Source organism: Collinsella aerofaciens, assembly GCF_040910325.1.
GTDB classification, from domain to species: Bacteria; Actinomycetota; Coriobacteriia; order Coriobacteriales; family Coriobacteriaceae; genus Collinsella; species Collinsella aerofaciens_BL.
Genome location: NZ_JBDGAV010000021.1, coordinates 1 through 26244 on the forward strand (window position 1 = coordinate 1; position 26244 = coordinate 26244).

A 26244-nucleotide genomic window follows, 5' to 3' on the forward strand; every position below is an offset into this window, starting at 1 on the left:
TATCGCTTTCTTCTTTGGGTCATCTTGAACACCTTTCGCTCTTAACTAGGTGTCCAATTCATCATACCCACTCCAGTAGTCGCTATTTATTCAGTCCAAGTTTCGGGGCGCAGTTCACTGTCCCCTTTGTGGTGGTTTTTGGTCGGTTAGCCTTCGAGCTGCGCTACTTTGTAGCGGTAGGCCGCGGCGATGACGTCCTTGCAGCCTTCGCGGCCCAGCTTGGCGCGGTTGACGACGATGTCTTTACCGCTCGTCATCTTCCACTTGCCGGCGCTATAGCGCTTATAGAACGCCTCGCGCGCCTTCTGCTGCTGCTTGACCAACTTGGCGCCCTTCTTTTTGTTAAGTCCGCGCTTCTTGCGCACGATCTCGACGCGGTCCTCAAAGGGTGCGGTCACCAACACGGCAATGTGGTTGGGGTTGTTACGCAACAGGTAATCGGACAGACGACCTTCGATAATGCAGCTCTCGGTCTCGCCCAGATCCAAAATCACCTGGCTCATCTTTTGGAACAACTTATCCGAGTACGAACGCGCATCGTAGCGGTCGGGCAGAAACGCCATGTTCTCCACAGCCAGGCGCTCGTCATAGGCGGCCATCTTATCGAGCGACTCGCCCGCGCGCAGCGACGCACGCACCAGCAGCTCGTTGTCGTACAGCGGAATCCCCAGCTCGTCGGCAAGCATGCGGCCAATCTCGTGGCCCTCGGCGCCAAAGTCGCGCGCGATGGTAATGACCACAGGATTCTTCTTATTCTCCAGATCGCTCATCGCGATTCCTTTCTCTATATGACAAAGGGGCTGTCCCTTTGCCACATTCTACGCTGCCACCATTCGCCTCTGATATGCGCGAACCAGCAGCGAGATACCAAAGTTGAGCACAAAGTACATCGCAAACACCAGGCCGTAGAGCATAAGCACCTGCGACAGATCAATCGCGTGGGCCATCACGACGTTTGCCGTGTACATGAGCTCGGCCACGTTAATGCCCGAAAGATACGAGCTGTCCTTAATGACGGTCGTGCACTGGCTAAACAGCGCCGGAATGATCGTCTTAAACGTCTGCGGCAGAATGATGTAGCGCATGGTGGCAAAGAAGCCGAAGCCCTGGCTCTGCGCTGCCTCAAACTGGCCGCGCGGAATCGAGTTGAGGCCGCCGCGCACAATCTCGGCCATAACAGCGCTGGTAAACAGCGTAAAGGCGATGGTCGAAATCACAATGTCCAAACCCTGCACCGTAAAGTAGATAAACAGGATCCACAGCAGGTTTGGCGTGCAACGGAACAGCTCAATATAGGCGCTCACCAAAATACGAAACGGGCGGGGCGCATAGCTCTTAACGAGCGCCAGCACCGTGCCAAAGATGAGCGAGAAAAAGATCGACAGCGCCGAGATCTCGATCGTCTTAACAAAGCCGCCCCAAATGTAGAGCAGGTTGGTCGCGTTGAAGATTTCCATGCGCTAGGCCTCCTCTACGTTGTCGAGCCCCAGCTCGGCCAGGCTCACGCCGCGCGGACGCTCCTTGGAGCGGCGCTCGAGCCACTGCACCAGCATGGCGAGCGGAAAGCAGATGATGAAGTACATAAGGCAGCAGACGATGTATCCCTGCAGGTACCCGTACAGACTCACAAAGTTGTCGGAACGGTACATAAGGTCGCCGCCGGCCACGAGCGCCAGCACCGACGTGTTCTTGACCAGGTTGAGCGCCTGGTTACACAGCGGCGGCAGAATGATCTTGAATGTCTGGGGCAGCACGATGTACCAGTATGCCTGCGCACGGGTGAAGCCCTGGCTCTGGGCCGCCTCCATCTGACCGCGCGGAACCGCCTCGATACCGGTGCGGATGACCTCCGAAATGTAGGCCGCGTGATACAGGCCCACGCCCAAGAAGCCCAGCACAAACGGCGCGATGCGCACCGGCTGGTCGGCGCCGGTTATGGCCTGCAAAAACTGCGGACCGGCCATGTACATAAAGAGCACCTGCACGGGCAGCGGGGTGTTCTGGTAAAACTCCACGTACACGCGGCTTATGGCGCGCAGCACGCGCGAACGAGTGGTAGAGAACACGCCCAGCAGCGTGCCCAGCACCAGCGACAGCAGCAGACCGGCAACGACCACCTGCAGTGTCACGCCAAAGCCCTCCCAGAAGGGCCCCATGTTTTGAAATGTCGTCGACCAGCGGTCGGCGTCAAACAATCCTTCGAGCATTTGATTCCTTCCTTGGACGATGCGCCTATACAAGACCCCAGGTCTTGACCTCTTGGTCGAGCCAGCCGTCGGCCAAGCGATCGCAAATCACCTGATCGACCACGGCCGAAAGGTCGCAGCCCTTCTTGGTCGCCACGCCGTAGCCCTGCTCGCCAAACTTGACCTCGGGCTGCAGCAGCTCAACGGTCTCGTTCATGTAACCGGCCAGCGTGGAGCGGTCCATGGCAAAGACGTCGATATTGCCGGCGTCGAGCGAACTCTTGATGATGGGGTAGCCGCTAAAGGCCCTAAACTCGGGCTTGCAGCTAAAGCCGTTGTCCTTGATCATCTGCTCGATCAGGCCCTGCGTGGTAGCACCCTGGCTCACGCCGATGACCTTGCCATCCAGGTCCTCAATCGAGGTAAAGCCCGAACGCTTCTTGACCATGAGTCCCACGTAGTCGGTGCGGTACGGCGTCGAGAAATCCCAGCTCTTCTTGCGCTCGTCGGTGATGGTGTAGGTCGCCGCGACTACGTCAAGTTGGCCGTTATCGATCAGCGGGCCGCGTGTCTTGGGCGTTACATCGGTAAACTCGACAAGCTCCTGGGCACGGGCCTCCTTGTAGCTCACGCCAAAGACGGCAGCGGCGATCTGGTAGCACAAATCGACTTCCATGCCCTCAAAGCGGCCCTTGGCGGTGTCGTAATAGCCGTAGCCGGGAACGTCCTTCTTAACACCGGCATTCAGATGGCCACGCGACTTGATAGCCGCAAGCTTGGACCCCTTGTCGGAGCCCTCGCCGCTGGTGGAGTTGCCGCAACCGGTAAGCGCGGTCCCCGTCAGCGCAAGCATGCCGGCGCCAGCCAGCTGCAAAAAGTGACGGCGCGACACGGCCGCCCTCGTCATATCCGTCATGTCCATCACCGCGCCTAGTGCAGAATCTTGGACAGGAACTCGCGGCAGCGCGGGTTCTCGGGGTTATCGAAGAAGTGCTCGGGTGTGCCCTCCTCCAGGATGCGGCCGTCCTCCATAAAGATGACGCGGTCGGCCACCTGGCGCGCAAAGCCCATCTCATGCGTCACACAGATCATGGTGATATCCTCCTGCGCGAGCTCAATCATAACGTCAAGGACTTCCTGGACCATCTCGGGATCGAGCGCCGAGGTCGGCTCGTCAAACAGGATGATGGGCTGCTTGGTGCACAGGGCACGGGCGATGGCGATGCGCTGCTGCTGACCGCCCGAGAGGTTCTGCGGATACTCACCTGCCTTATGCGCCATGCCGACGCGTTTGAGCGCGGCGATGGCGATCTCGGTCGCCTCCTCCTTGCCCTTCTTTTGCAGCTTGATGGGCGCGAGCGTCAGGTTGCCCAGCACTGTCATATTGGGATACAGGTTGAACTGCTGAAACACCATGGAACTATACTTGCGAGCCATCTCCAGGTGATTCTTTTTGGTGAGCGGCGTACCATCGATGACGACCTCGCCCGACGTGGGTTCCTCCAGATAATCGACGCAACGGATGAGCGTCGACTTACCCGAGCCGGAAGGCCCGATCATTACGAGCTTCTCGCCGCGCTTGACGGTGAGATTGATATCTTTGAGCACATGCAGGTCGCCAAAGTACTTGTTGAGATGCTTGATCTCGATCATGTCTGCCATGAATGTCCCTTCCCTGCGTTTACACGAGTTGCACTATTGTACGGAAAGAACCACGTTTCCGCAGCCCACACTACATTCCCGTAAAGAACCCGCAACCTTTAACCCACTCATTGGGGACAGCCCAGCAAAAAGGGGCGCGACCGCGATGGTCACGCCCCTCAGCATCGGCTATGTGTCGGCCAGCCCTTAAGCCAGCTTTGCTCCGACGATCTTTGCTGCGGCCGGCTTGTCGAAGTTGCCGCCGGTGGCCTTGCCGAGTGCACCCATGACCTGGCCCATCTGCTTCTTGGACGTGGCACCCAGCTCGGCGATAACCTGCTCGATCAGGGCCTCGAGCTCCTCGCCCGAAACCTGCGCGGGCAGCAGGCTTTCCAGAATCATGACCTGCTCGGTCAGGTTGTCGGTACGCTCCTGGTCGGTACCGGCCTTGATGGACATCTCCAGTGTCTCGCTCGTCTGCTTGATCAGACGCTTGATCATGCTGTTGACGTCTTCCTCGGTCACATCGCGGCGCTCGTTAACCTCGATATTCTTCACCTCGGCCTTAACCTGGCGAATGATGGACAGGCGAACCTTGTCCTTGGCCTTCATGGCCGCGATCATTTCTTTCTGCAGCTCTTCGTTGGTCATCTGCAAATCCTCTCTAATAGCGTGGGCGGTGCTCGCGCGAGCACCGCCCCATGATTACTCAGTCGTCGACGAATCGTCGGTCGAGCTCTTGGTGACGCCCTTCAGGCTGACGTTGTACGGCACGTCCTTGGGCATGGGGTTGACGGTAATGTCGGCGTCCTTCTTGTACTGCTCCAGCCACTCGCTGTATGCAGTGCTTGCCGCCTGCGTCTTCACCACGTTGGAGACGTACTTCTTGATGTCCTTGGGCACCTGGTTGATGTCATCGACCTGATTATCGACATGGAAGTAGTCGGTGCACTTGATGATGTGGTAACCATAGGTCGACTCGACGACTTCGCTCACGTCGCCCTTGTTGAGCCCCTCGAGCGCCGTCTGGTAGCTGTCGACGAAAGTGGTGAGCTTATCCCAGCCCACATCGCCCTTCTTCTCCTTGGAACCGGTGTCCTCGGAGTACTGCTCAACGGCGTCCTCAAAGCTCAGTTCACCGGAGTTGATCTTGTCCAGGCACTCCTGCGCCTTGGCCTTGGCGGCAGCCTTGTCCTCGTCGGAAGCGTCGGAATCAACCTTGATCAGGATGTTCGAGGAGCGGCGGGCGTCGTTGTAGCTGGACAGGTTTTCGTTGATGTAATCGACAATCTCGCTGTCCTTGGGCTTGCTCGTGGGCGCGACGGCATCCTTGAGTTTCTGCTGCGCCAGGCTCTCCTTGAGTGAGTCCTTGTAGGTGTCCTCGGTATAGCCGTAGGTCTTGAGGGTCTTCTTAAAGGCCTTGGCACCGCCCGCGCTCTTGCACGCGTCCTTCCAAGCTTTCTCGACCTCCTCGTCCGACACCGTCACGCCGTTTTCCTTCTGTGCCTGCTGAAGCAGAATCTGCTGCGTGTAGGAGTCGATGAGTTGCTTGCGGTACTTCTTGGGCGTGAGGTCGTTGTCAACCAGATACTGCGCCCAATCCTTATCCTTGGTGTAGCCGTAGGACGTGCGCATGCTCATGATCTGCTTGGTCACGGTGTCCTCGGTGAGATTGGTGCCGTTGATAGTTGCAGCAACACCGCCGGTCAGCTTGTAGCCCGAGGTGTCCTCGGCCTGCGACATAAGGCCGGAGCACGCCATCGCCGAGACGGAAAGCAGCATCGCCAGCACGCCGATGACCACCAGGACGATCTTGACGGTCTTAGACACGTACGTCTTGCGCTGCTTCTTGCGAGAGCTGGAGGCAGCGCGAGCCTGCTGCTCGGGCGTCGGCTCGGGCGCAGGGTTCTTTTTCTTATTTGCCATAGTTGGCCTTTCGCATCACGAATCGAACAAACGCCATTGTGTCACAACGCGGCCTCCGCGACACACCTGGTGCATGGGGGACAGGTTAATCTGCACCATTTTGGTGCAAAGGGGACAGATGCGGCACTTGGCACTTGGGGACCGCCCCTTACTGCCAGCAGAAAAGGAACGTCCCCAAGTGCCGACTCAGCCCCACCTTAGAAGTGACGGCGGATGGCGTCGACCATGCCCTGGGACGTGGTCTGGCCGAGCACGTCGGCTGCGGCATCGGCGTCCATAAAGATGTTCATGAGCGCCTGCAGGGCCTCGACCTGACCGCCCGGCTCTGCGATGCCCAGATTGATGACGATCTGCGCCGGCACCGGAGCGCCCATGCCAGCCATAGCGTTGAATGTCACGGGCGCGGCGGGCTTCACCACCGCGATATAGGGCTTGGCCACAAACCCCGGATCGGTATGCGGAATGGCAATGTTTGCCGCCGGCATGGCAAGACCCGTGGGATAGGCATCCTCGCGCGTGCGAACGGCGTCGAGCCAACCGGATGCAATGTAGCCACGTGGTGCAAGCTCGCCCTCAAGCCGCGCGAACACCTCATCCGGCGTCGCACACTCCCAATCAAAAAACACCAGCTCAGGCGTAAACAGCGCTTCGTTATCCGCCATGCGCTCACCTCTCTCATCTAGTCACCTGCGACGTTCTTGAATGACCAGTCGTTAAAGACCGTTCCCGATGACTACCCAAAACAAAAGGTGGCCACGCGCGCCTTGGCGCCAATGACCACCCTGACTACTCGGCTAAATTGTACTGTGCGCCGCTAGCCGCGAGGCGCGTCAATTGCGACCTTGCCGCTCTCCAGAACGTGGACGCGACCGTCGGCGAGCATCTGCACGACCTCGGGATACAGCACGTGCTCAATCGCGTGGATGTGCTCCTCGAGCGTATCGACGTCCCAGCCCTCCTCAACAGCCAGCGCGCGCTGGGCGATGATGGGGCCGTTGTCGTAGATCTCGTTGGCAAAATGCACGGTCACGCCAGTTACCTTGACGCCGCGCGCAAAGGCATCGTCGATCGCATGCGCGCCGGTAAAGCTCGGCAGCAGCGCGGGATGCAGATTGACCACGCGATTGGGGAATGCCGCCAGCAGCGGCGTGTGCACCATGCGCATGTAGCCGGCCATGACCACATACTCGCAACCGCGCTCGAGCAGCTCGTGCGCAATGATCTCGTCGGCGGCGATGGGGTCGGCATAGACATCCTTGGACAGCGTGAGCGTCTGGATGCCCGCGCGCTCAGCGCGCTGCAAGCCCTTAGCCGAAGGACGGCTCGACACCACAAGCTCAATCGAAGCGTTGAGCTTGCCGGCGGCGATCAGGTCGATCAGCGCCTGCAGGTTGGTACCCGAACCGCTGATGAGCACACCGATCTTGAGCGGCTCGGCCGTATCGGTGCCGGTCGGACGGGTGTAGGGCACAAAGCCCAGGCTCGCGGCAGCAGCTATCTGCTCGTTAGCGCTCATCGGAGTACACGACCTTACCGGAGCCCTCGACGCACTCGCCCACGCGGAACGGCTTCTCGCCCAGCGCGACCAGGGCCTCGGTCACGGCAGCCTCGTCCTCGGGGGCGACGATCAGGCACAGGCCAACGCCCATGTTGAAGGTCTTGCATGCCTCGTTGGGCGCGAGCTCGGCCTGGCGCGACACGTAGGTGATGACGGGCGGAACGTCCCAACCCATCTCGGCGCCGTTACGGGTGACCACGGCGTCAACGTCGTCGGCAAGCGCGCGGTTGAGGTTCTCGGTAATGCCGCCGCCAGTGATGTGGGCGATGGCGTGCACCGGAGCGCCACCGCGCAGCAGCTCCAGAATCGGCTTGACATAGATGCGCGTGGGGGCCAACAGGGCGTCTGCCAGCGATGCGCCGCCGAGTTCCTCGAGCGGACGGCTCAGCTCCTCGGCCTTAGCGGCGGCCTCGGGCGTGCCCGGCTTAATACCGTCGACGCCAAAGACCTTACGCACGAGCGAGTAGCCGTTGGAGTGCACGCCGGTGGAAGGCAGGCCCAGGATCACGTCGCCGGGGCGGACGTTCGCGGGGTCGAGCATCTTGGGACGGTCGACGACGCCCACGGTAAATCCGGCAAGGTCGTAGTCGGCAGGAGCCATGACGCCGGGGTGCTCGGCCATCTCGCCGCCCACGAGCGCGCAGCCCGCGAGCTTGCAGCCGTCGGCCACACCCTTGATGATCTTTGCCATGTGCTCGGCCTCGATGTGGCCGATGGCAACGTAGTCCAGGAAGAACAGCGGCTCGGCACCCGAAGCCAGAATGTCGTTGACGCACATAGCAACCAGGTCCTGGCCCACCGTCTCGTGACGGTCCATGATCTGGGCGAGCACGAGCTTGGTGCCCACGCCGTCGGTACCGCTAATCAGAATCGGGTCTTCCATATCCTTAAGCGCGGCAGCCGAGAACAGGCCACCAAAGCCACCGATGCCGCCGATGACCTCGGGGCGGTTGGTGTCCTTAACCATCTGCTTAATAGCGTCAACGGCGCGGCCGCCCTCGGCGGTATCGACGCCGGCATCCTCATACGTCACATGCTTGCTGTCGCTCATCTGAGCCTTCCTCTCCCACTACCGTGGCGCCGCGCGGGCGCCAAACGGTGCTCATAGTTGCGTTCATTTCGGCGCGCGCCATAACAACGCGCGCCGTCATATCAACAAAACAGCAGGTAAAACCTACCAAAATAAACCTGTCCCTACATGGCAGGTTTTAGGCCTCGCCGTGTTCCTCTTCCCAACTGCGATCGTCGTATTTCTCGACCACGGCGTCGTCATCAAAGTGCAGCGGCTTGTCCAGGTTGCGGGGCTTAAAGCCCTCCATGAACTTGTCGCGGCCAAAGCTCTCGGGAATCGCCACGGGGTAGCGGCCGGTAAAGCACGCATCGCAGTAACCGCCCTTGGGCATGACCTTAAGCAGGCCCTCGACCGAAAGGAAGGCCAGCGAATCGGCGCCGATATACTCGCAAATCTCGTCGACCGTCTTGTTGGCGCTGATAAGCTGCGACTGCACGTCGGTATCGATGCCGTAGAAGCACGGCCAGATGACCTCGGGCGAGTTGATGCGGATGTGAATCTCCTTGGCGCCGGCGTTGCGCAGCATCTTGACGAGCTGCACCATGGTGGTGCCGCGCACGATGGAGTCGTCGATGACGACCAGGCGCTTGCCCTCGATGTTGTCGCGCAGCGGGTTGAGTTTCATACGCACGCCCATGGCGCGCAACTCCTGCGTAGGCTCGATAAACGTACGGCCAACGTAGCGGTTCTTGATGAGGCCCTCGCCAAAGGGAATACCGCTCTCGTGCGAATACCCCTCCGCGGGCGGCAGGCCGGAGTCGGGTACGCCGATGACCAGGTCGGCCTCGACGGGCTCCTCGTGTGCCAGCTGACGACCCATGTCATAACGGCAGGCATAGACGCTCTTGCCGTTCATGATGGAGTCGGGGCGGGCAAAGTAGACCTGCTCAAAGATGCAGTTTGCGGGCTCTTCGGCTGCAGGCACGCCCTGCTCGGATACCAGACCCTCGGCGCTGATGCGCAAAATCTCGCCGGGACGAACGTCACGGACGTACTCGGCACCCACGATGTCGAGTGCGCAGGTCTCGGAAGCAACGACCCAGCCGCCGGCGCGCGTGACACGGACGGCGGAGTCGACCGTCGCGGCGCCGTCCTGCGACGGCAGCTGCGAAACGGATGCGGCATCGGCCTGGTCCAGGCCCTCGTCCACCAGCTTGCCCAGCACGAGCGGGCGAATGCCGTGTGGATCGCGGAATGCGTAGAGTGCCTGCTCGTTGATGAGCGTCATGGCGTAGCCGCCGCGCACGAGCTCCATGGTCTTGCGAATGCCCTCGCGCAGATGGCCTGTACGCTGAGTAAAGTAGCCGATAAGCTTAGTCGCGACCTCGGAATCCGAATTGGAAAGGAACGGCACGCCCAGCTCGATCAGCTGGCGGCGCAGCTCGTCGGTGTTGACGAGGGTACCGTTGTGCGCGAGCGCGATAATGACGCTGTTGATGGTAGAAAGATGCGGCTGCGAGGCTTCCCAGCTCTTGGCGCCGGCGGTGCCATAGCGCACGTGGCCCACGGCCAGCTGGCCGGAGAGCGTCGACAGGTCGGCGTTGGAGAACACGCGATCGAGCAGTCCCAGGTCTTTGCGAACCATAACCGTGCCGCCATCACCCACGGCGATTCCCGCCGATTCCTGGCCGCGATGCTGCAGCGCGCGCAGACCAAAGTACGTCAGTCGAGCCACATCGCGATCGGGTGCCCACACACCAAAAATGCCGCATTCCTCATGCAGCTGGTCGGAGTCCGGATCATACGTCGACATGGTCTTCACCTGTCCCGCGGCACGCTCGGCCGCGCGGATGGTTTCTTGAGACATGGCATCCCCTCAGAGCCTCGTTATTTGGCGTTACCTGCCCTATTATACGCACGGCAAGACAAGCACTCCCGCGCATGAACAGCGCTTTTTAAAAGCCCACCGAGCTTATAATCCGTTTTGCAGCCAAACATTTTATTGGGCAACCGCTTCGGGGCCGACGATCCCGCATACTTCCGTTGCGACGCGTCTCGCCCGCCGTTGGGGCTTGCATTGTTGCAATTGGGACGTTCGTCCTGTCTTTTGGCAGGTCGGCGGCGTATCCTTGTACCTACAGCAAAACGAGAAAGGTTATGTATGGATCGAAACGAACTCGACCCCAGCGTCCCCAGCGCCACGGAGGTCAAGAAGATCCCCCTCATCATTAAGGTATACGCCGTCCTGTGCATCCTGTCCGGCGTGGGCACGCTCCCGTCGGTCGGCGCCTTTATGTGGCAGGTCATCACTGCGCTCATCAACGGCAACGCCGCCGCCAAGCTCGGCGACAACACGCTCGTCGCGGTCGGACTGATTGTCGCCGGCATCATGCTCTCGGCTGCCAGTGCCGTCATCTTGATCATCTTTGGCCTTGACCTCATCAAGAACCAGCGCCGCAATGCCGCCCGCCTGTCTTACGTCCTCATCGCATTTACCGTCGTGGAGCTTTTAGTTGACGTGATGCTCCAGGGCATCGGACCCTTCCTGCTGCGCCCCGCCGTCCAGCTTGTCATCCTCATTGCGCTGTCGGCCACCGTCGACCCCACGCTACGCCAGGAGCGCGAACTGCAGCGCCGTCTGCAAGAGATGCTCGACCGCGATGCCGCCGCCGAGGGGATGCTCGGCCGCGACGAAACCGGCGAGGGCCACATCAAGCTCAACTACTTCAACCTGTTCTGGGTATTCTTCGTCTGCAGCGTGTTAGGTCTCATTCTCGAGGAAGTCTGGCATATGGTCGTCGTCGATCCCGGCGTCTATCAGGACCGTGCCGGTATGCTATTTGGCCCCTTTAGCCCCATCTACGGATTTGGCGCGGTGCTCATGACCATGGCGCTCAACCGCTTCTATAAAAAGAATCCTCTGATCATTTTCCTGGTAAGTGCCCTGATCGGCGGCGCTTTCGAGGTGTTTGTAGGCTGGTTTATGCAGACCTCATTTGGCGTGGTGTCGTGGAGCTATTCACACATTAGGCTATTCGGCATGCCCGATCCCATCGCGGTATTGACCGGGGGACGCACATGCACGCCGTTTGCCTGCATGTGGGGCCTGGGTGGCCTCATCTGGATCAAGGTCTTGCTGCCGCGCCTGCTTAAGCTCATCAATATGATTCCACGGAAACGCCGCTACTCTGCTACCGTCATCCTGACCGCCGTCATGTTGATCGACGGCGTCATGACGTTGCAATCGCTCGACTATTGGTATCAGCGCGTCAACGGAACCGTTCGAAATATTCCCGTCGCACAGTTCTATGACAAGCATTTCGATAACGAATATATGGAGAACCGTTTTCAGAGTATGACCATGAGCCCCAAGGACGCCACACGCGTGTAGCAAACGCCAGAGCAAAATAGCTCCAACACATCAAAGCCCGCTGGCAGATCTACATGAACTGCCGGCGGGCTTTCGCTATAGACAGACTCGGATTGCCGACGAGGCCTTACGCCTCGCGCTCGACCTCGCTCACGCACTCGTTCTTGATGGTGCCGACGAGCGACTGCAGCGCATCGACCACATGCGGGCGAATGTCTCCGCCAATGAGCACGAGCATGATGTCGTCGCCCACGGTAAGCTCGCCGCTCGCCAGCCACACGCGCACATAGCCGATACCCGGCATCGTGCGCGTCGCCTCGATAGCGGCCTGCACCTTTTCGGCATCGAAGCCAAACACCATGCCGCCCACCTTGTGGCCTGGCGCCACGCCATCGGTCTCGACTCCGCGCACTTCGGCCTTGGGCGTCGCGCGCACCACGCCGTTGTGTGTCAGGTACATCCCACAATCAGCCGCCGAAACATCGGCCTTGGCTTCGCGCAGCCAAGCATCAACCGAAGGCATCGATTTGCCGTTCTCAAGCATCATTTCTCCTTTCACCGTCATTGAGTAGCCCATAATCTATTCCTCGACCGGCGTGAGCACCATGACGGCACGTGTGTTGCTCAGCGATAACGAACGACAGGTCACAAGCGTTACGACCTTGGTTGCCGAAGCGGCACGATCGATGGCATCGCTCGCCACGGCAGAGGCACCGTCGAGCATCTCGGACAGGTAGTTCTTGAGCCCGTCGTCGCCCTCAAAATTGTCCGTGCGCGCCTTGGCATACGTGTCCTCGACAACTTTGGTCGCCAGTGGTCGCAGTTTATACGTAGCATCCCGTGTGATGTAATACACGAACTCGATGCTATCGAACGTTGCCTGATCAGTGGTGTCCGAAATCACGTTGAACATCGACCCGTCATTCATGTGGTGGCCGTAGATCGTGGTCTGCTGATCCACCATGCCCGGCGCGGTGTCATTGCTATCCAGGAAAATGGCCCCGGATGCATTGGCCGTACCGTCGAACAGCGTGTTGAGGTATTTGGAGTTGTTGTTGGTCTGCACCACGGGATAGTTGATGTTGGTTCCCGGCGCGTAAATCCAACCCACAATCTCGGAGTTTGTCTGAGCAAGTGCATCGAAGTCAATAATCGGCACGCCGCTGGCGTCCTTATCGCTTACATATTGCTTCTCGATTTTCTGGTACGAATCGCTTGCCTGCTTATAGCCAATCTGCGCGTTGATAAAGATGGCAGCGGCGGCGACAATCAGGCCGATGCCGATGATGATGAGCAGAATGGGAATAATGGAGCGGCGCTTTTTGCGCGGCGGCTCGGTGTAATCCGACGGCGCGGCATGCGATGAAGACCGGGGCGGCTTCTTAGCGTTGCTATAAGATGAAGGTCGATATGCAGCAGGTGTATCCGGACGGCAATGCTTCGCCGGCGTTACAGGACGCGGCGCACGAGCCTGCTGAGGAGAAGATGCCCGACCCTGCCGCATGGAGCGGGCCGACCCCGACTTGGCCGGATCGGGGATCTGAGAAGCCGAGAAACGTTTTCCCTGATAGTCGGACATGACTCTCCCTATGATTACAACGGAATGGCAAGCCGCTTAGGCATCGGCCATCTCCTGCTTCATCTTCTCGATAACCTTGCGGTACTCGGGGTCACAGGCACCCAGAATCTGCGTGGCATAGATGGCGGCGTTCTTGGCACCGTTGATGGCGACGCAGGCCACGGGCACGCCCGAAGGCATCTGCACCATCGACAGCAGCGAGTCCATACCACCCAGGTCGCTCGTCTTCATGGGCACGCCAATAACCGGCAGCGGCGTAAACGCGGCCACGACACCGCCCAGGTGGGCAGCCTTGCCGGCAGCAGCGATAATCACCTTGATGCCGCGGTCGGCAGCAGTCGAGGCCCACTCATGGACCTTCGCCGGCGTGCGGTGCGCGCTCGCGATCACGAGCTCATAGGGCACGCCCAGTGCCTCGAGCTCGGCGGTGCAACCTTCCATAACGCCCAGATCGGACTTGGAACCCATGATGATCCCGACAACCGGCTTCTGATCTGCCATAAACAAAGACCTCCTGTTGAGAGCGGCGACGCGGCGGATCCGCGACCCTTAACTACTGAGAGTAGTATAGCTGCTCCCGTCCCTGCGGTCTTTGTGGCGCTTCGCGGGCGGGCCAGGCTTTATCTTCACTCCGGTTGCTTCGCAAAGTCGTTCAGATAAAGCCTGGCCCGTCCGCGAAGCGCCCTGCGACCTACCGGGGATTGCTATGACGTACGTTGGCTGAAATAAAAAAGCGTGCCCACCGTCCTTGGGTGGGACGGCGGGCACGCTTGCTTAGTTGTCGCTGGGACTACTCAGCCTTATTGCGACGGTGGAAGAAGGCACCGATCGCAGCGATGATGGCTCCAAGGCCACCGACAGTCGCGACAGTTGCCGCCGTTTGATCGCCAGTAACGGGGATCGCCGAACCGTTCTTCTTGCCGCCCTGGGCCTTGTCGCCTGCGGGCTTGCCCGCCTGGCTGCCGCCGTTCGAGCCATTGCCGGAACCCTGGTTGCCCGAACCGCCCTGGTTGCCGGAGTCGGCATCCTTAAGGCCCTCGATGGCCAGCTTGAGCTGGTCATAAGCCGCCTGGAGCTGGGTGTCGGAAGCATTCTCATCACCCAAGACATCCTCGGCGTAGGTAATGGCATCCGTCAGGGCCTTGACGGACTCGGCCGTCTTTCCCTTGGTGTCAGTCTCCTTCGCCTGCTTGACCAGGGCCTTGAGCTGTTTCTTGGTCGGGTTCTCAACTGGGGTCACCGGGGTCTTCTCGAGCGCGTCACGGGCATCCTCGAGCGCCTTGAGTGCCTGGTCGACCTCGTCCTGCGTGGCGTTCTCGTCGCTCAGGATGGCGCGGGCGCTCGCCAAGGCGTTCTGGAACGCGGTCCAGGAAGCCTCGGTGTAGTCACTGGCCTTAAGGTCGCCGGCTGCAACCTCGGCATCCACCTTTTCAATCGCGGCAGTGAGGTCGTCCTTCGCCACCGGATCGGGAACGGCCGCACCGTAGAACTTGAGTTCCGCCATGCTGCAGTAGGCGTCAACGCTGCCACCGCCGGCGTGGAGCACCTTGACGGTCACGTAGCGACCGCGCGCGGCACCAAAGCTCATCTGCTTCCAGTCGCCACGGTCGGTGAGCACGCGGCCGTCGTTGTCGAAGGTAAACGTACCCATCGACGCGGCGGTGCCCATCTCATAACCGTCGGCGGTGTCGGAGACCAGCACCTCGGCCTCAAAGATATCGCCGTTCGTGCCGCCGTCCTGGCGCGGCAGGAACGTGACGTCGGTGAGATCGTAGTCGCGGCCCAGGTCGACGGTCAGGTGCTGGGGCATACCGGTCTTATAAGCATAGTCGCTGTGCCAGAGCGTCTGCTCATCGCCGTCAAGAGCGTTGACGGCGTTGCTGCCCTCATAGTCGGCCTCGCTCGAGAAGCCGGTCACCTTGACGTTCTCGCGGTTCTCGGGCGTGTTGATGAGCTTCTTCTCATCAACGGGGCGCATCTTGAGGCCGTCGATTGCCTTTTCGATCTTGGTCGTAGCGTCTGCGACATCCTTCTTGCTATAGCTGCCCTGGCCGCCGTCGAGAAGCTTCTGAGCCGCCTCGACCGCAGCGGTGAGAGCTGCATAAGAATCCTTGGTGTAGACGGACTCGCTGTAGCCCGCGGCCTTGGAAAGCGCCGCCATGAGCGCAGAGGTGTCGACACCAGCCTTGACCTCGACCTCATAGGATGCGGTCTTGGAGGGGTCGAGCACTGACGCCACCGTGATCGTTGCCTTGCCGGCCTTGTTGGCACGCAAGTAGTAGTTCACGCTATCGCCGGCCTGAACAGCGGAGACGCTCACCACAGAGGAGTCGGAGCTCTCGACCGTCACATAGGGGTAGCCGGCGCTCTCGGGCGTGGCCTTAGCGTCGACGAGCGTAACGTCGCCCTCAAAGAACTCGGTCTGGTTCTTGCCCAGCTCGATACCCTCGATGGCCTCGACACCCTGCGTGTAGTTGAAGTTGATCTCGCGCAGTGTGAGCATCTGGTCACCCGATGCCTCAAGCGGCGTGATCTCGACCTTAGTCGCCTTCTTGCCCTTGTTCTCGGCAGAGAGGCCAAAGGCGTAGCGAGCCTGGAAGGAATCGTACTCCCCACCCGCGAACTCCTGGGTCGAGCCATCCTCGAACGTCACGACGGCCTTGATCTTCTGCACGGTGCCGTTACCGCCGTCGCGGTTGACGACCTCAACGGCATCGAGCTTCGATGGTGTCTTAAAGGCAAATGTCATCGTGGTGGGAAGCTTCACGTAACTCGGAAGCTTGCCCTCGCTGTCCCAGTTGCCGCTCCAGTTCCACAGGAACTCAAAGCCGTTGTCGCCCTCATCGTTATCGAACAGCGCGTTATAGCTCTTCTGCTGAATAAGCTTCTCGACGTTGGAACCGTCGTCGGTCGTGAGCTCGTCGTTGGTCATCGTGATGTTGAAGGCATCCTGACCGTACTCGGCAACCGTGGGCTGCGGAACGTCCGGCATCGTCACGGTACCGTCACTCGTAAACTCGAGCGCATCGCACGCCGGACCGATGAGCCAAGACGTCGAGGGCAGTTCAACCTTGCCGGCCGTCTTGGCCTTGAGTTTGAAGCTCGCCACCGCGCCAGTGCCGTTGTAGAGCTTGCCGTCGCCGCGGTTGGCAAAGGCGAGGTTGATGGTCTGTGTGCCGTCCGCGAACTGGACCTTCTCGCGCGACAGGTTCTCCATGCCGGCGGTCGAACCATCCTGCGAGATGCTCTCGGACACAAACTCAAACTGGTCACTCTTAAAGTTGACGAGCGCGCCCAGGGCGTTGACGTTCTTGGCGTCGGCCGCATAGACATCGACGGTGATCTCATCGCCGGCATCGACCTCGGTCTTGCTCGGAATCACCGCGAGCTTGCCGGCGACCTTGCCTTTCTGCTTGGTGCCGCCATCAAGCCCCGCCATGGTAAACGAGTAGTCGTAGACATCATAGACCCCGTTGCCGTTGAGATCGGCAAAGTGGTCGCGAATCTGCGAGTCGAACGTCGAGGTATCGGGCTCGCGGTTCTCGAGACCCAGATAATTCTTCATGTTGGAAAAGTCGCCATCGGAGATCGTTGCCTTGTTGAGGTTGGAACCCACAGCAAAGCCGTCCGTACCATCGGCCTTGTAGATGGCGATCTCGGACGCGGAGAAGAAGTTACCAACCGAAGCGAGCGGCGTCATACGCACGTAGCGTGCGGCCACGGCGCCGTCGAACGTCACCGTTTTGCAGGCGGCGGAGCGCTCCCAATCGACCTCCTGGCTCGTCCAATGGACACCGTCGAGACTCGTCTCGATGCGCATCTTGGTCACAGTGCCGTTGCCGGCGTCGGTACGCGGATAGTACTCGAGCTTGTCGAGCTTGTAGGCGCGGCCGTAGTCGACGGTGAGCGCCTTGCCCAGGTCGTTGCCGCCGGAGTGGAAGCCGCCGTCGCTCGTCTGGAACTCATGGTCGAAGGCGAGATCGGCCTTATGGCTGCCGTAGATCGAGCCCTCCCAGGTGATCTTCTCGGCCTCGGGCACGTTCCGCCATGGGTCGAGGGCGGAGTTCGCCGCGAGCACATCGCTCCAACGGGAGTAGCCCTCGGCGTTGCGCGAACGGATCTGGTAGGTGTGCTTGCTATTGTAGGCAAGATCGGTATGCGTGAATTCCGCTGCATCGCCCACGGCGAACACGGTGCCATCGACCTTAAGGTCGTAGGAGGTAGCACCATCGACCTTTCCCCAGGTGAGCTTAATGCTCGTGGGAGTCGTGGCGTCCTCGGGGGCAGCAAGGTTCGCTGGTGCGGAGAGGTTCTCGTTGAGGCGGTCGGCCGCGAGCGTGGCGTCGGCGTTCACGAAACCGCCCAGCTCGAGCGTCTGCTCCGCTGCAGCGACATCGGTCTTCGCAAACTTGACGTAGACCTTGGGGTTCGTGGTGATCTTAGTGTCGTTGAAGCTCTCGCCCTTCTCGGCCTCGGTGCTGTCCGCATCGCTGCCGTAGTGGTTGAGGTTGGGGCTTTCGTTGCAGAAGTAGACCGCTTGGCCAGCCTCGGGGGTCGCGGCGTCGAAAGCCTCCTGTGAGTCGACCTCGGTCACGTTGAGCGCAGTGCCGCCATTCTTGGCGATGACGCTCGCAGGCTTGGCGGACACGTTGGCCACAAAGGTCGTGGTACGGTTGGAATCGTAACCACTATAGCTGCCCTGGGACGCCGCAGCGGTAAAGGTTGCGGTGCCGCCCGTGGCCTTGGAGCTAAAGACGGTACTCACATGGTCACCGTAAGAGATATTGTCGATCGTGCCGTAGGCATTGTCCTCAGTCGTTTTGTTCTCGATGGAGGAGCCGTCGTCCTCGTACTGCGTGAAGCTGCCCTCACCCTCGGTGGCGAAGAACTCGACGATACGCTGGCTGCGGTCAGTGCCCTTGGTGTTGGTCTCGGTCACAGCCTCGGGGTTGTTGTTCTCGGCATACATCGGCACGATGGAATTGGCCTTTACAAAGAGCGGCAGCTTCCAGAGCGGAGCATCGTAGTTGTTGAGGACCTGGCCGCCGCGGTACTGCTTACCCGAGAAGTAGTCGATCCAGATGGTGGGATTATCATCGGTGCCGTAGTTGGGAAGGTAGATGCCGTTGCGAACGTCATTGCCCTTGTCATCTGCCTGGGTATCCTGATACACCGGCGCAACCAGGAAATTCTCACCGAACATATACTGGTACTGCGTCGAAGTGCTCGCGGCGTACTCGGAGTTGTCGGAGAGCAGCATGGCGCGGATCATGGGCAGGCCGGTATCGCCGTTACCCGTATCGATGTTGGCCGCCGAGGCCGCACTCGTGTAGATATAGGGCATGAGCTGCGCTTTGAGCTTGAGGTAGAAGCGCGAGATGCCCGTGTAGGGATCGCCGTGCGTCATGGGCGACTTGCGGTAGGTGCCCCAACCGTCCATGTCGAGCATAGAGGGCGTGAACGTCTTCCACTGGTAGTCGCGTGCCGAGATGATGGGGTCGCCGCCAAAGATGCCGTCCATGTCGGAGCCGATGTTGGGGTTGCCCGAAAGACTCTGACCGATATACGTGGGGATATGGAAGCGGATGTACTCCCAGTTGCCGCCGTACTGGTCGCCGGTCCAGATGCCGCCAAAGCGCTGCGTGCCGGCCCAACCATCGAGCGTAATGATGTTGGGGCGCTTGTTGGCGCCGGTCGTCACCGTGTCATAAGCCGTCTTGATGCCGTTAAGACCAAAAGAGTAGCCAGAGCCAACCCAGGCGACGTCGGTCTTGAGGGTAGTGATGCCTCCCGTCTTGACCTCGGCGTCGAAGTCGCGAAGCAGGTGCCACGGAGTCTCGGAGTTGCTATCGGGCTCAAGGTTGGACTGGGTCCACAGGCCCGTGCTCACGCCCTTGGAGTTAGCGTACTCGGTGAACTTCTTAAGGTTGTCGACGTTGGCGCGCACGGCGTTGAGGCGCTCGGCAGAACTCGTTCCGTCGGAGTTGACGCCGCCGGTCTTGTAGTAACCGTTCTGGCCATAGCCGGCACCGTAGCCGTCGTTCGGCAGGAACCAGCCGAGCGGCATGTCGTTGTCCTCGTAGTCATCGATAACCTGCCGGGCAGAGAACTGGCGGTCGAAATCGGTCGCCTTCATGTTCTCGGTATCGACCGTAGGACCTTCACCGTTGAGCGTCTCGGACGCAAGCGTGCCGTCGAGCTTGTAGCCCGTCGCCATGCCAGACTCGTACTTAACGTCGCCCTTCTCGCTCGAGGACTTGCTGCCCTTGGTCTCCCACTTCTTCTGACCCGAAGTCGTTGACCAGCCATCACGGTTATAGGCATTCAGATGACCCAGGTAGAAACCGTATTCGGGCAGCAGCACCGGATTACCGGTTACCTTGTAGTAGTCCTGCAGCATCTCGGTTGCCACGTTCGAGGCGCCATCGTTGGTCGCCACGAAGTAGTAGGCATCGAACTCATTCTCGCTGTGCGAAGTCGTGACCGTCGATGCATCCGTAGAACCGAAGTCGTAGGAACCTTCTGCGAACGTGTTTCGGAGCACGCCGTAGCCGTCACTCGTCCAATAGAACGGGTTGGGCGAAGCAACGCCGCCATCGGTCCAGTTGTTGGTGTTGGAGATGGCGATGGTCTGGTTGGTGTGCAGGAAGCGGCCGTTCTGAGTACCGCCGCCAAAGAAGTTCTCGGACTTCGCCTTGGCGAGCGTCTGGACGGTGCCCTTCTTATCAAGGTCGAGGGACGCGGACTCGGAGACCACGACACGGTCGCCCGACTTGATGCTCATCTTGCCAGTCGCCTTGTCCAGAATCACGGTCGCCTTTCCACCGGTGATCTCGATAGTGTCACCCTTGTCGACAACCGTCGCGCTCGGCTTGCTGTAGGTATCCGAGGTGTCGGGCTGGGCCTGAATCTTAGCCGTGTGGGACTTGCTACGCGGCGTGGCATACTCAGAGAACTCGCCTTTGGGGTCGACATTGTAACGGAAAATGCCGTCCTCTAGAAATGTGATACGGCCCTTGATGCCGTCGGCGAAATCGATGTCGACGACGTTCGAGGCGGACTGAGACACGGTCGCCGAGTCGACGCCCTTAAGCGGCGTGGCAATCGCCTGCTGGGGGCTAGCGAACACGAGAGTCGCCGCTGTTGCGACGAGGACCGCGCTTCCCTTCACCCACCGTTTCGTAAAAATGGAATTCCTACGCACCTGGACTCCTTCCCTCCGACATGCGGAAGTGTCGCGGACGCGCGCCCCGCAGCATGGGCGAACGCATCAACGGGGGGGGTGTTCGGTACATTCCGTACAATTGGCCCACCCGTTACCAAGGGGTCAACTGGTAGTAACCAGATAGCCACCTATAAGGTTGAATCAGCATACATGAGCAGTTGCGCAAATTAAGTTTGGAATTCTCCCAGCGGTATAAAAATGAACGTAGATGGCGAAGTGGGTCTAACCAACCATACCAATTGATTCTCCAGCCAGATACCACTTAAGCATAGTTTTACTTGTTTAACTGGTATTACATAACCAATACCTTTCCTCGGAAAACGGGCTTCGCGAATTATCCTGAGGGAAAGTCGTATCCGCCACCCCGCGACCCACCGGGAATTACCATGACGTACTTTGGCTGTTTTTGGTTGGAATGGAAGGTTGACGGAGGGTGGTGGGGTCGCGCGCGCAGACGTGGTGTAAGAGCGTCCTGAGGTCCGTCGCTGCAAGTCCCGATGTTACTCCTTCTTGAGGCCGTGCCTCTCGACTATCTCGTCCACTATCTCCCTGGCGCGCCGCCCGAGCGCGCGGCGCCTCCCCTCCGTCGGGGCCGGCCTGCCCGCGGGCTCGGCGAAGCCCCCGGCGGCCGAGGCCTCGGAGAACACGCGCTGCTGGGACCACTGCCCCTCGGTCTCCATGAGGCTCGCGCACGTCAGGCGCAGCATCGACTCCCTCGAGGGGAAGGACTGCACGACCCTGTAGCGGCGCTTGATCTCGCGGTTGGCGCGCTCCTGGACGTTGTTGGTGCGGAGCTTGGCCCAGTGCGCCCTGGGGAAGGCCGTGAACGCCAGCGCGGAGTCCTCGGCCCGCTCGAAGACCTCGCCGGCCCTGGCGGACACCGACGCCACCCAGGGCGCCGCCTCGGCCCACACGCAGCGCGCGAGGTCGGGGTCGTCCTGGTAGACCGCGGCGTGCACGAGGTCCCTGACGGCCGCCTTGGAGTCCTCGGGCCTGCCCGAGCAGGCGCTCTGGAGGTTGCGCTGCAGGTGCGTCACGCAGCGCTGCCAGGCGCAGCCCTGGAACAGGCGCGAGACGGCGGCCACGAGCCCGGCGTGGCTGTCGGAGACCACGAGGCGAACGCCGGCCAGCCCGCGCTCGCGCAGCCCGCCGAGGAATGCCGCCCAGGAGTCCTCGCTCTCGGTGTCGACCACGTCGCAGCCCAGGAAGTGCTTGCGCCCGTCGGCGCCCAGCCCGATCGCGGTCACGACGCCCTGCGAGACGACCGACGAGCCGACCCTGCAGCTCATGTAGGTGGCGTCGAGCCACAGGTAGCAGCACGGCGTGCCCGAAAGGTCGCGGCGGCGGAACTCCTCCACCTCGGCGTCGAGGTCGGAGCAGAGGCTCGAGACCTCCGAGCTCGACAGCGAGGATATGCCCAGCTTGGACGCCACGCGCTCGACCTTGCGGGTGGACACGCCGCACACGTACATCTCCTGCACGATGGAGGCCACCGAGGTGTCGACGCGCGACCATCGCGCGAGCATGCCCTCGGGGTAGTAGGTGCCGTGCCTGAGCTTGGGTATCTCGAGCTCCACGTCGCCCACGGCGGTCTAGAGCGACCTGGGGCGGTAGCCGTTGCGGCTGTTCCCCCTGCCGTCGCTGCGCTCGTTGCGGCTCGCGCCGCACATCTGCTGGGCCTCGGAGTCCATCAGCGCGTTCATCACGCCGCCCAGCACCCTGCACGCGAACTCGCGCGCGTCGCCGCACTCCTGCCAAAGCCTCGCCGCCTCGAGGGCCTCGTCGCGGCCGAGGCGCAGTACACTCTCTTCTTGGGGCATCGCCTTTCCTTCCATTCGTCACCTTCATTACTCCAACGACGAATTCTAGGCGGTGTCCCCTCCCTTTCAAGAAAGAAAAGAGGCGGGGCATGCCCCGCCTCTTACACCACATCTCTGCGCGCTACCGGTGGTGGACAGTTAGTTCAGATACGTATTATTTGGCCGTGCCAATTGGCATTAATGGATTGGTTTGGAGCCACTTTGGACCCAATAATGGGCTATTCTCGCCCTTGAGCGAGCGCCTCTGTCGGCCCAGAAGGCCAAAAACGGCTCATTTGACCCCAAATCGACCTTCGTCAGCCTTTAAAAAAATACGTATCTGAACTAACTGTCCAGGGACATGTCTCCCCCATAGCAAAAAGTCTCTTGGCGAATGACAATTCGCCAAGAGACCCCATACAAAACGTGGGCTCTGTCGTTCGAATGAACGACAGAGCCCACGCTCACTTTTTATTCAGCCCTAGTCATCGCGCAAAGCCCCTTCGGCAGCACACGGTGCAGCCGAGTCACCGCAGACCGGGGCGGGAGGCGGACCTTTCTCTCGGAAAACTTCGCGAAGCCCAGTTTCCGAGAGAAAGCGTCCGATCCCGCCCCGGGCGACGGGATGAGTCTTACACCGTGTACTGCGGCAGGTCCTGCAGGGCGATGACGTCCATGCCCATGTCGTTGGCGCTGCCGTGACCCTGCTGGTCCTCGCGCACCGCCTCGATGGCACTCACGTACGTGTTGGCGGCAGACATCGCCGTCACGCAGGTCACGCCACGACGGACGGCCTCGGTGCGCAGTAGATAGCCGTCGCCGCGCGAACCCGGACCATACGGCGTGTTGATGATTACCGCGATCTTGCCATCGGCGATGAGGTCGCCGATGTTGGGACGCTCGCCGTCGTGCGGGCCGCTAATCTTCTCCACGACCTCGCACGTCACGTTGCCGCCGCGCAGCACTCGTGCCGTACCCTCGGTAGAGCAGATGTCAAAGCCCAGATAGCGCAGGATACGGGCGACCGAAAGGATATGGCGCTTGTCGCGGTCGCACACGCTAATGAACACCTTGCCGGCGCTCGGGTCGGGCAGCTTGTAGTCAATCGCCAGCTGCGTCTTGGCGTATGCCTCGGGATAGCTCTTGGCGATACCCATGACCTCGCCCGTCGACTTCATCTCGGGCCCCAGGATAACGTCAGCGCCCGGGAAACGACCCCAGGGCATAACGGCTTCCTTCATGCAGAACCAGTCCAGCTGGCGCTCGTCGCTCGGCAGGCCCAGGCTCGCGATGGAATCGCCCGCCATGATACGCGTCGCGCACTTGGCCAGCGGCACGCCGGTGGCCTTGGAGATAAACGGCACGGTACGGCTGGCACGCGGGTTGGCCTCGATCACGTAAACGGTCTCGCCCTTGATGGCATACTGTACGTTGACCAGGCCGCGTACGCCCAGCGCCATCGCGATGCGGCGCGTGGTCTCACGGAGCTTCGCCTGCAGGCTCTCGCTAAAGCTGAACGGCGGAATGCAGGTCGCAGAGTCGCCGGAGTGAATACCGGCCTCCTCGATATGCTCCAGAATGCCGCCGATGTAGACCTCTTCGCCATCGCACAGGGCGTCGACATCGGACTCGATCGCACCCTCCAAGAAGCGATCCAGATACACCGGGTAGTCGGGGCTAATGCGCGCAGCCTCGGCCATGTAATCGCGCAGATGCTCGGCATCGTAGGCGATCATCATGCCGCGGCCGCCCAGCACATAGCTCGGACGCACCAGCAGCGGGTAGCCAATGTGTGCGGCAACGGCCTCGGCCTCCTCAAACGAGGTGGCCTGACCCGCCGGCGGGTACATGATGCCCAGCTTGTCGAGCAGAGCAGCGAAGCGCTCGCGGTCCTCGGCAAAGTCGATGGCATCGGGCTTGGTGCCCATGATGTTGACGCCACTCTCCTCGAGCATGCGCGCCAGCTTAAGCGGGGTCTGGCCGCCGAGCGTCACCACGACGCCATCGGGGCGCTCAACGTCGATAACGTCCATGACGTCCTCGTAGGTGAGCGGCTCAAAGTACAGGCGGTCTGACGTGTCGTAGTCGGTCGAAACGGTCTCGGGATTGCAGTTGACCATGATGGTCTCGAAGCCGCGGGCCGCCAGCGCGTAGCTCGCGTGCACGCAGCAGTAATCGAACTCGATACCCTGGCCAATACGGTTGGGGCCGGCGCCCAGGATCATCGCCTTGGGCTTGTCCGCCGGCGTGGTCTCGTCGGGAGCCACGCACTTCTTGGCATCCGGACTCGTGCGGTAGATGTTCTCGTACGTCTTGTAGTGGTACTCCGTGGCGCTCGAGAACTCCGCAGCGCAGGTATCGACCGTCTTCATGCTGGGAACCACGCCCAGGCCCTTGCGATAGGCGCGCACAAAGCGCTCGTCCGAGCCGGTCAGCGCGGCAATCTCGGCGTCGCTCGTGCCGTACTGCTTGAGCAAGCGCATCGCGTCGGCGTCGATATCCTCCACACGCAGGCCGCGGATGCTCTCCTGGACCTGCACCATGTCGTTGATGCGGTTGAGGTACCACGGGTCGATGCCGCAGGTGGCATGGATGCGAGCGATGTCCCAGCCACGGCGCAGGGCCTCGACCACAAAGAAGATGCGGTGCTCGGTCGGCGTGGCCACGGCTTGAGCGAGCTCGTCGTCGCTCAGCTTATCGGCACCCTCCTTGCCACCGGCGCAGATACCCTGGTGACCGTCCTCCAGCGAGCGCATGGCTTTGCCAAAGGCCTCCTCAAAGGTGCGGCCAATCGCCATGATCTCGCCCACGGCCTTCATGCGTGTGGTGAGCGTGGGGTCGGTACCCTTGAACTTCTCGAAGGCAAAGCGCGGCACCTTGACCACACAGTAGTCGATTGTGGGCTCAAAGCAGGCGGGCGTAGCCTTGGTGATGTCATTGACAATCTCGTCGAGCGTGTAGCCCACGGCCAGGCGCGCGGCGGCCTTGGCGATGGGGAAACCCGTGGCCTTGGAAGCGAGGGCGGACGAGCGGCTCACGCGCGGGTTCATCTCGATGACGATCAGGCGGCCGGTCTGGGGATTCACGGCAAACTGCACGTTGGAGCCGCCGGTCTCGACGCCGATCTTCTCCAAGATGGCGAGCGAGGCGACACGCATGCGCTGATACTCCAGGTCGGAGAGGGTCTGCGCCGGCGCCACGGTGATGGAGTCGCCGGTATGCACGCCCATGGGGTCGAGGTTCTCGATGGAGCACACGATGATGCCGTTGCCGGCGTGATCACGCATGACCTCCATCTCGTACTCTTTCCAACCCTCGATGGACTCCTCGACCAGCACCTCGTGGGCGGGCGAGAGTTCCAGGCCCTGGCTCACGATGGAGACGAGCTCCTCGTGGGTGTGAGCGATGCCGCCGCCGGCGCCGCCCAGGGTAAAGCTCGGGCGCAGTACGCAGGGATATCCCACGCGCTCGGCGATGGCCTCGGCGTCGGTCACGCTGTAGGCGTAGCCCGAGCGCGCGACCTCCAGGCCGATCTCGGCCATGGCCTCGTTAAAGAGTTTGCGGTCCTCGCCGCGCTCGATGGCGGCCAGGTCGCAGCCGATCATCTCGATGCCGTACTTGTCCAGCGTGCCGTCTTTCGCCAGCTCGACGGCGGCGTTCAGACCGGTCTGGCCGCCCAGCGTGGGCAGCAGCGCGTCCGGGCGCTCTTTCTTGATTACGCGCTCGATAAACTCGGCGGTGATGGGCTCGACATAGGTGCGGTCGGCAAGACCCGGGTCGGTCATGATGGTCGCCGGGTTGGAGTTGACCAGGATGACCTCAAAGCCATCCTCCTTGAGCACCTTGCAGGCCTGGGCGCCGGAGTAGTCGAACTCGCAGGCCTGGCCGATAACGATGGGGCCCGAACCAATAACGAGGATGCGCTTGATGTCAGTACGTTTCGGCATG

17 protein-coding genes and 1 pseudogene are annotated in these 26244 nt (G+C 60.9%); 1 reads left to right on the forward strand and 17 read right to left on the reverse strand.

Annotated elements, in window-relative coordinates; translation table 11 throughout:
* Positions 1–146 precede the first annotated feature (146 nt).
* From AB5Z25_RS08435 to AB5Z25_RS08485, 11 genes are all read right to left on the reverse strand, one after another.
* A complete protein-coding gene (locus tag AB5Z25_RS08435; RefSeq protein ID WP_055251542.1) occupies positions 147–770 on the reverse strand; it encodes a cytidylate kinase-like family protein in 624 nt (207 codons plus the stop codon).
* A 48-nt stretch (positions 771–818) separates the two neighbouring features.
* Positions 819–1457: an amino acid ABC transporter permease gene (locus AB5Z25_RS08440; RefSeq protein ID WP_006235796.1), complete on the reverse strand. Its 639-nt coding sequence runs from the start codon at positions 1455–1457 to the stop codon at positions 819–821.
* Between the two features lie 3 nt (positions 1458–1460).
* On the reverse strand, positions 1461–2207 hold the full coding sequence (locus tag AB5Z25_RS08445) for an amino acid ABC transporter permease (protein WP_035136546.1): 747 nt from the start codon (positions 2205–2207) through the stop codon (positions 1461–1463).
* 25 nt (positions 2208–2232) lie between these two features.
* Positions 2233–3108 carry a transporter substrate-binding domain-containing protein gene (locus tag AB5Z25_RS08450; protein WP_082435536.1) on the reverse strand — a complete coding sequence of 292 codons (876 nt, stop codon included), beginning with the start codon at positions 3106–3108 and terminating at the stop codon, positions 2233–2235.
* A gap of 8 nt (positions 3109–3116) precedes the next feature.
* Positions 3117–3848, reverse strand: a complete 732-nt coding sequence (locus AB5Z25_RS08455; protein ID WP_368135300.1) for an amino acid ABC transporter ATP-binding protein — start codon at positions 3846–3848, stop codon at positions 3117–3119.
* Positions 3849–4034: 186 nt separating this feature from the next.
* A complete protein-coding gene (locus tag AB5Z25_RS08460) occupies positions 4035–4478 on the reverse strand; it encodes a GatB/YqeY domain-containing protein (RefSeq protein ID WP_368135301.1) in 444 nt (147 codons plus the stop codon).
* A 54-nt stretch (positions 4479–4532) separates the two neighbouring features.
* The gene (locus AB5Z25_RS08465; protein WP_368135302.1) at positions 4533–5753 is read right to left on the reverse strand and encodes a peptidylprolyl isomerase; all 1221 of its coding nucleotides are present in this window, start codon (positions 5751–5753) and stop codon (positions 4533–4535) included.
* Between the two features lie 197 nt (positions 5754–5950).
* Positions 5951–6415, reverse strand: a complete 465-nt coding sequence (locus AB5Z25_RS08470; protein WP_022094213.1) for a PTS sugar transporter subunit IIA — start codon at positions 6413–6415, stop codon at positions 5951–5953.
* 152 nt (positions 6416–6567) lie between these two features.
* Entirely contained in the window at positions 6568–7269 is a 702-nt protein-coding gene (gene purN / locus AB5Z25_RS08475; protein WP_368135303.1) for a phosphoribosylglycinamide formyltransferase, read from the reverse strand.
* The gene (gene purM / locus AB5Z25_RS08480; protein WP_368135304.1) at positions 7259–8362 is read right to left on the reverse strand and encodes a phosphoribosylformylglycinamidine cyclo-ligase; all 1104 of its coding nucleotides are present in this window, start codon (positions 8360–8362) and stop codon (positions 7259–7261) included. Before purM ends, purN begins: the two co-directional genes overlap by 11 nt.
* Positions 8363–8519: 157 nt before the next feature.
* The gene (locus tag AB5Z25_RS08485) at positions 8520–10190 is read right to left on the reverse strand and encodes an amidophosphoribosyltransferase (RefSeq protein ID WP_006235806.1); all 1671 of its coding nucleotides are present in this window, start codon (positions 10188–10190) and stop codon (positions 8520–8522) included.
* 294 nt (positions 10191–10484) lie between these two features.
* Between AB5Z25_RS08485 and AB5Z25_RS08490 the strand changes: the two genes are divergently transcribed.
* Positions 10485–11714 carry a putative ABC transporter permease gene (locus tag AB5Z25_RS08490; protein WP_368135305.1) on the forward strand — a complete coding sequence of 410 codons (1230 nt, stop codon included), beginning with the start codon at positions 10485–10487 and terminating at the stop codon, positions 11712–11714.
* Positions 11715–11820: 106 nt separating this feature from the next.
* Here AB5Z25_RS08490 and AB5Z25_RS08495 read toward each other — a convergent pair whose 3' ends face one another.
* The 6 genes and pseudogenes from AB5Z25_RS08495 to carB form a co-directional block, all read right to left on the reverse strand.
* A complete protein-coding gene (locus AB5Z25_RS08495; protein WP_117746184.1) occupies positions 11821–12240 on the reverse strand; it encodes a molybdenum cofactor biosynthesis protein MoaE in 420 nt (139 codons plus the stop codon).
* A 33-nt stretch (positions 12241–12273) separates the two neighbouring features.
* Positions 12274–13272, reverse strand: coding sequence for a class B sortase (locus AB5Z25_RS08500; protein WP_368135306.1), 999 nt, complete (start codon positions 13270–13272; stop codon positions 12274–12276).
* Between the two features lie 36 nt (positions 13273–13308).
* Positions 13309–13773: a 5-(carboxyamino)imidazole ribonucleotide mutase gene (gene purE / locus AB5Z25_RS08505; protein WP_006235810.1), complete on the reverse strand. Its 465-nt coding sequence runs from the start codon at positions 13771–13773 to the stop codon at positions 13309–13311.
* Positions 13774–14062: 289 nt separating this feature from the next.
* Positions 14063–20401 carry a discoidin domain-containing protein gene (locus AB5Z25_RS08510; RefSeq protein WP_368135307.1) on the reverse strand — a complete coding sequence of 2113 codons (6339 nt, stop codon included), beginning with the start codon at positions 20399–20401 and terminating at the stop codon, positions 14063–14065.
* 596 nt (positions 20402–20997) lie between these two features.
* Positions 20998–22332, reverse strand: a pseudogene (locus AB5Z25_RS08515) (IS256 family transposase).
* Positions 22333–22928: 596 nt separating this feature from the next.
* Entirely contained in the window at positions 22929–26243 is a 3315-nt protein-coding gene (carB, locus tag AB5Z25_RS08520) for a carbamoyl-phosphate synthase large subunit (protein WP_368135308.1), read from the reverse strand.
* Position 26244: the final 1 nt, after the last annotated feature.

Bases quoted from the DNA above. Each gene is read 5' to 3' on its own strand.
- AB5Z25_RS08435 (WP_055251542.1), bottom strand. From the start codon at position 770: ATGAGCGATCTGGAGAATAAGAAGAATCCTGTGGTCATTACCATCGCG.
- AB5Z25_RS08440 (WP_006235796.1), bottom strand. From the start codon at position 1,457: ATGGAAATCTTCAACGCGACCAACCTGCTCTACATTTGGGGCGGCTTT.
- AB5Z25_RS08445 (WP_035136546.1), bottom strand. From the start codon at position 2,207: ATGCTCGAAGGATTGTTTGACGCCGACCGCTGGTCGACGACATTTCAA.
- AB5Z25_RS08450 (WP_082435536.1), bottom strand. From the start codon at position 3,108: ATGGACATGACGGATATGACGAGGGCGGCCGTGTCGCGCCGTCACTTT.
- AB5Z25_RS08455 (WP_368135300.1), bottom strand. From the start codon at position 3,848: ATGGCAGACATGATCGAGATCAAGCATCTCAACAAGTACTTTGGCGAC.
- AB5Z25_RS08460 (WP_368135301.1), bottom strand. From the start codon at position 4,478: ATGACCAACGAAGAGCTGCAGAAAGAAATGATCGCGGCCATGAAGGCC.
- AB5Z25_RS08465 (WP_368135302.1), bottom strand. From the start codon at position 5,753: ATGGCAAATAAGAAAAAGAACCCTGCGCCCGAGCCGACGCCCGAGCAG.
- AB5Z25_RS08470 (WP_022094213.1), bottom strand. From the start codon at position 6,415: ATGGCGGATAACGAAGCGCTGTTTACGCCTGAGCTGGTGTTTTTTGAT.
- purN (WP_368135303.1), bottom strand. From the start codon at position 7,269: ATGAGCGCTAACGAGCAGATAGCTGCTGCCGCGAGCCTGGGCTTTGTG.
- purM (WP_368135304.1), bottom strand. From the start codon at position 8,362: ATGAGCGACAGCAAGCATGTGACGTATGAGGATGCCGGCGTCGATACC.
- AB5Z25_RS08485 (WP_006235806.1), bottom strand. From the start codon at position 10,190: ATGTCTCAAGAAACCATCCGCGCGGCCGAGCGTGCCGCGGGACAGGTG.
- AB5Z25_RS08490 (WP_368135305.1), top strand. From the start codon at position 10,485: ATGGATCGAAACGAACTCGACCCCAGCGTCCCCAGCGCCACGGAGGTC.
- AB5Z25_RS08495 (WP_117746184.1), bottom strand. From the start codon at position 12,240: ATGATGCTTGAGAACGGCAAATCGATGCCTTCGGTTGATGCTTGGCTG.
- AB5Z25_RS08500 (WP_368135306.1), bottom strand. From the start codon at position 13,272: ATGTCCGACTATCAGGGAAAACGTTTCTCGGCTTCTCAGATCCCCGAT.
- purE (WP_006235810.1), bottom strand. From the start codon at position 13,773: ATGGCAGATCAGAAGCCGGTTGTCGGGATCATCATGGGTTCCAAGTCC.
- carB (WP_368135308.1), bottom strand. From the start codon at position 26,243: ATGCCGAAACGTACTGACATCAAGCGCATCCTCGTTATTGGTTCGGGC.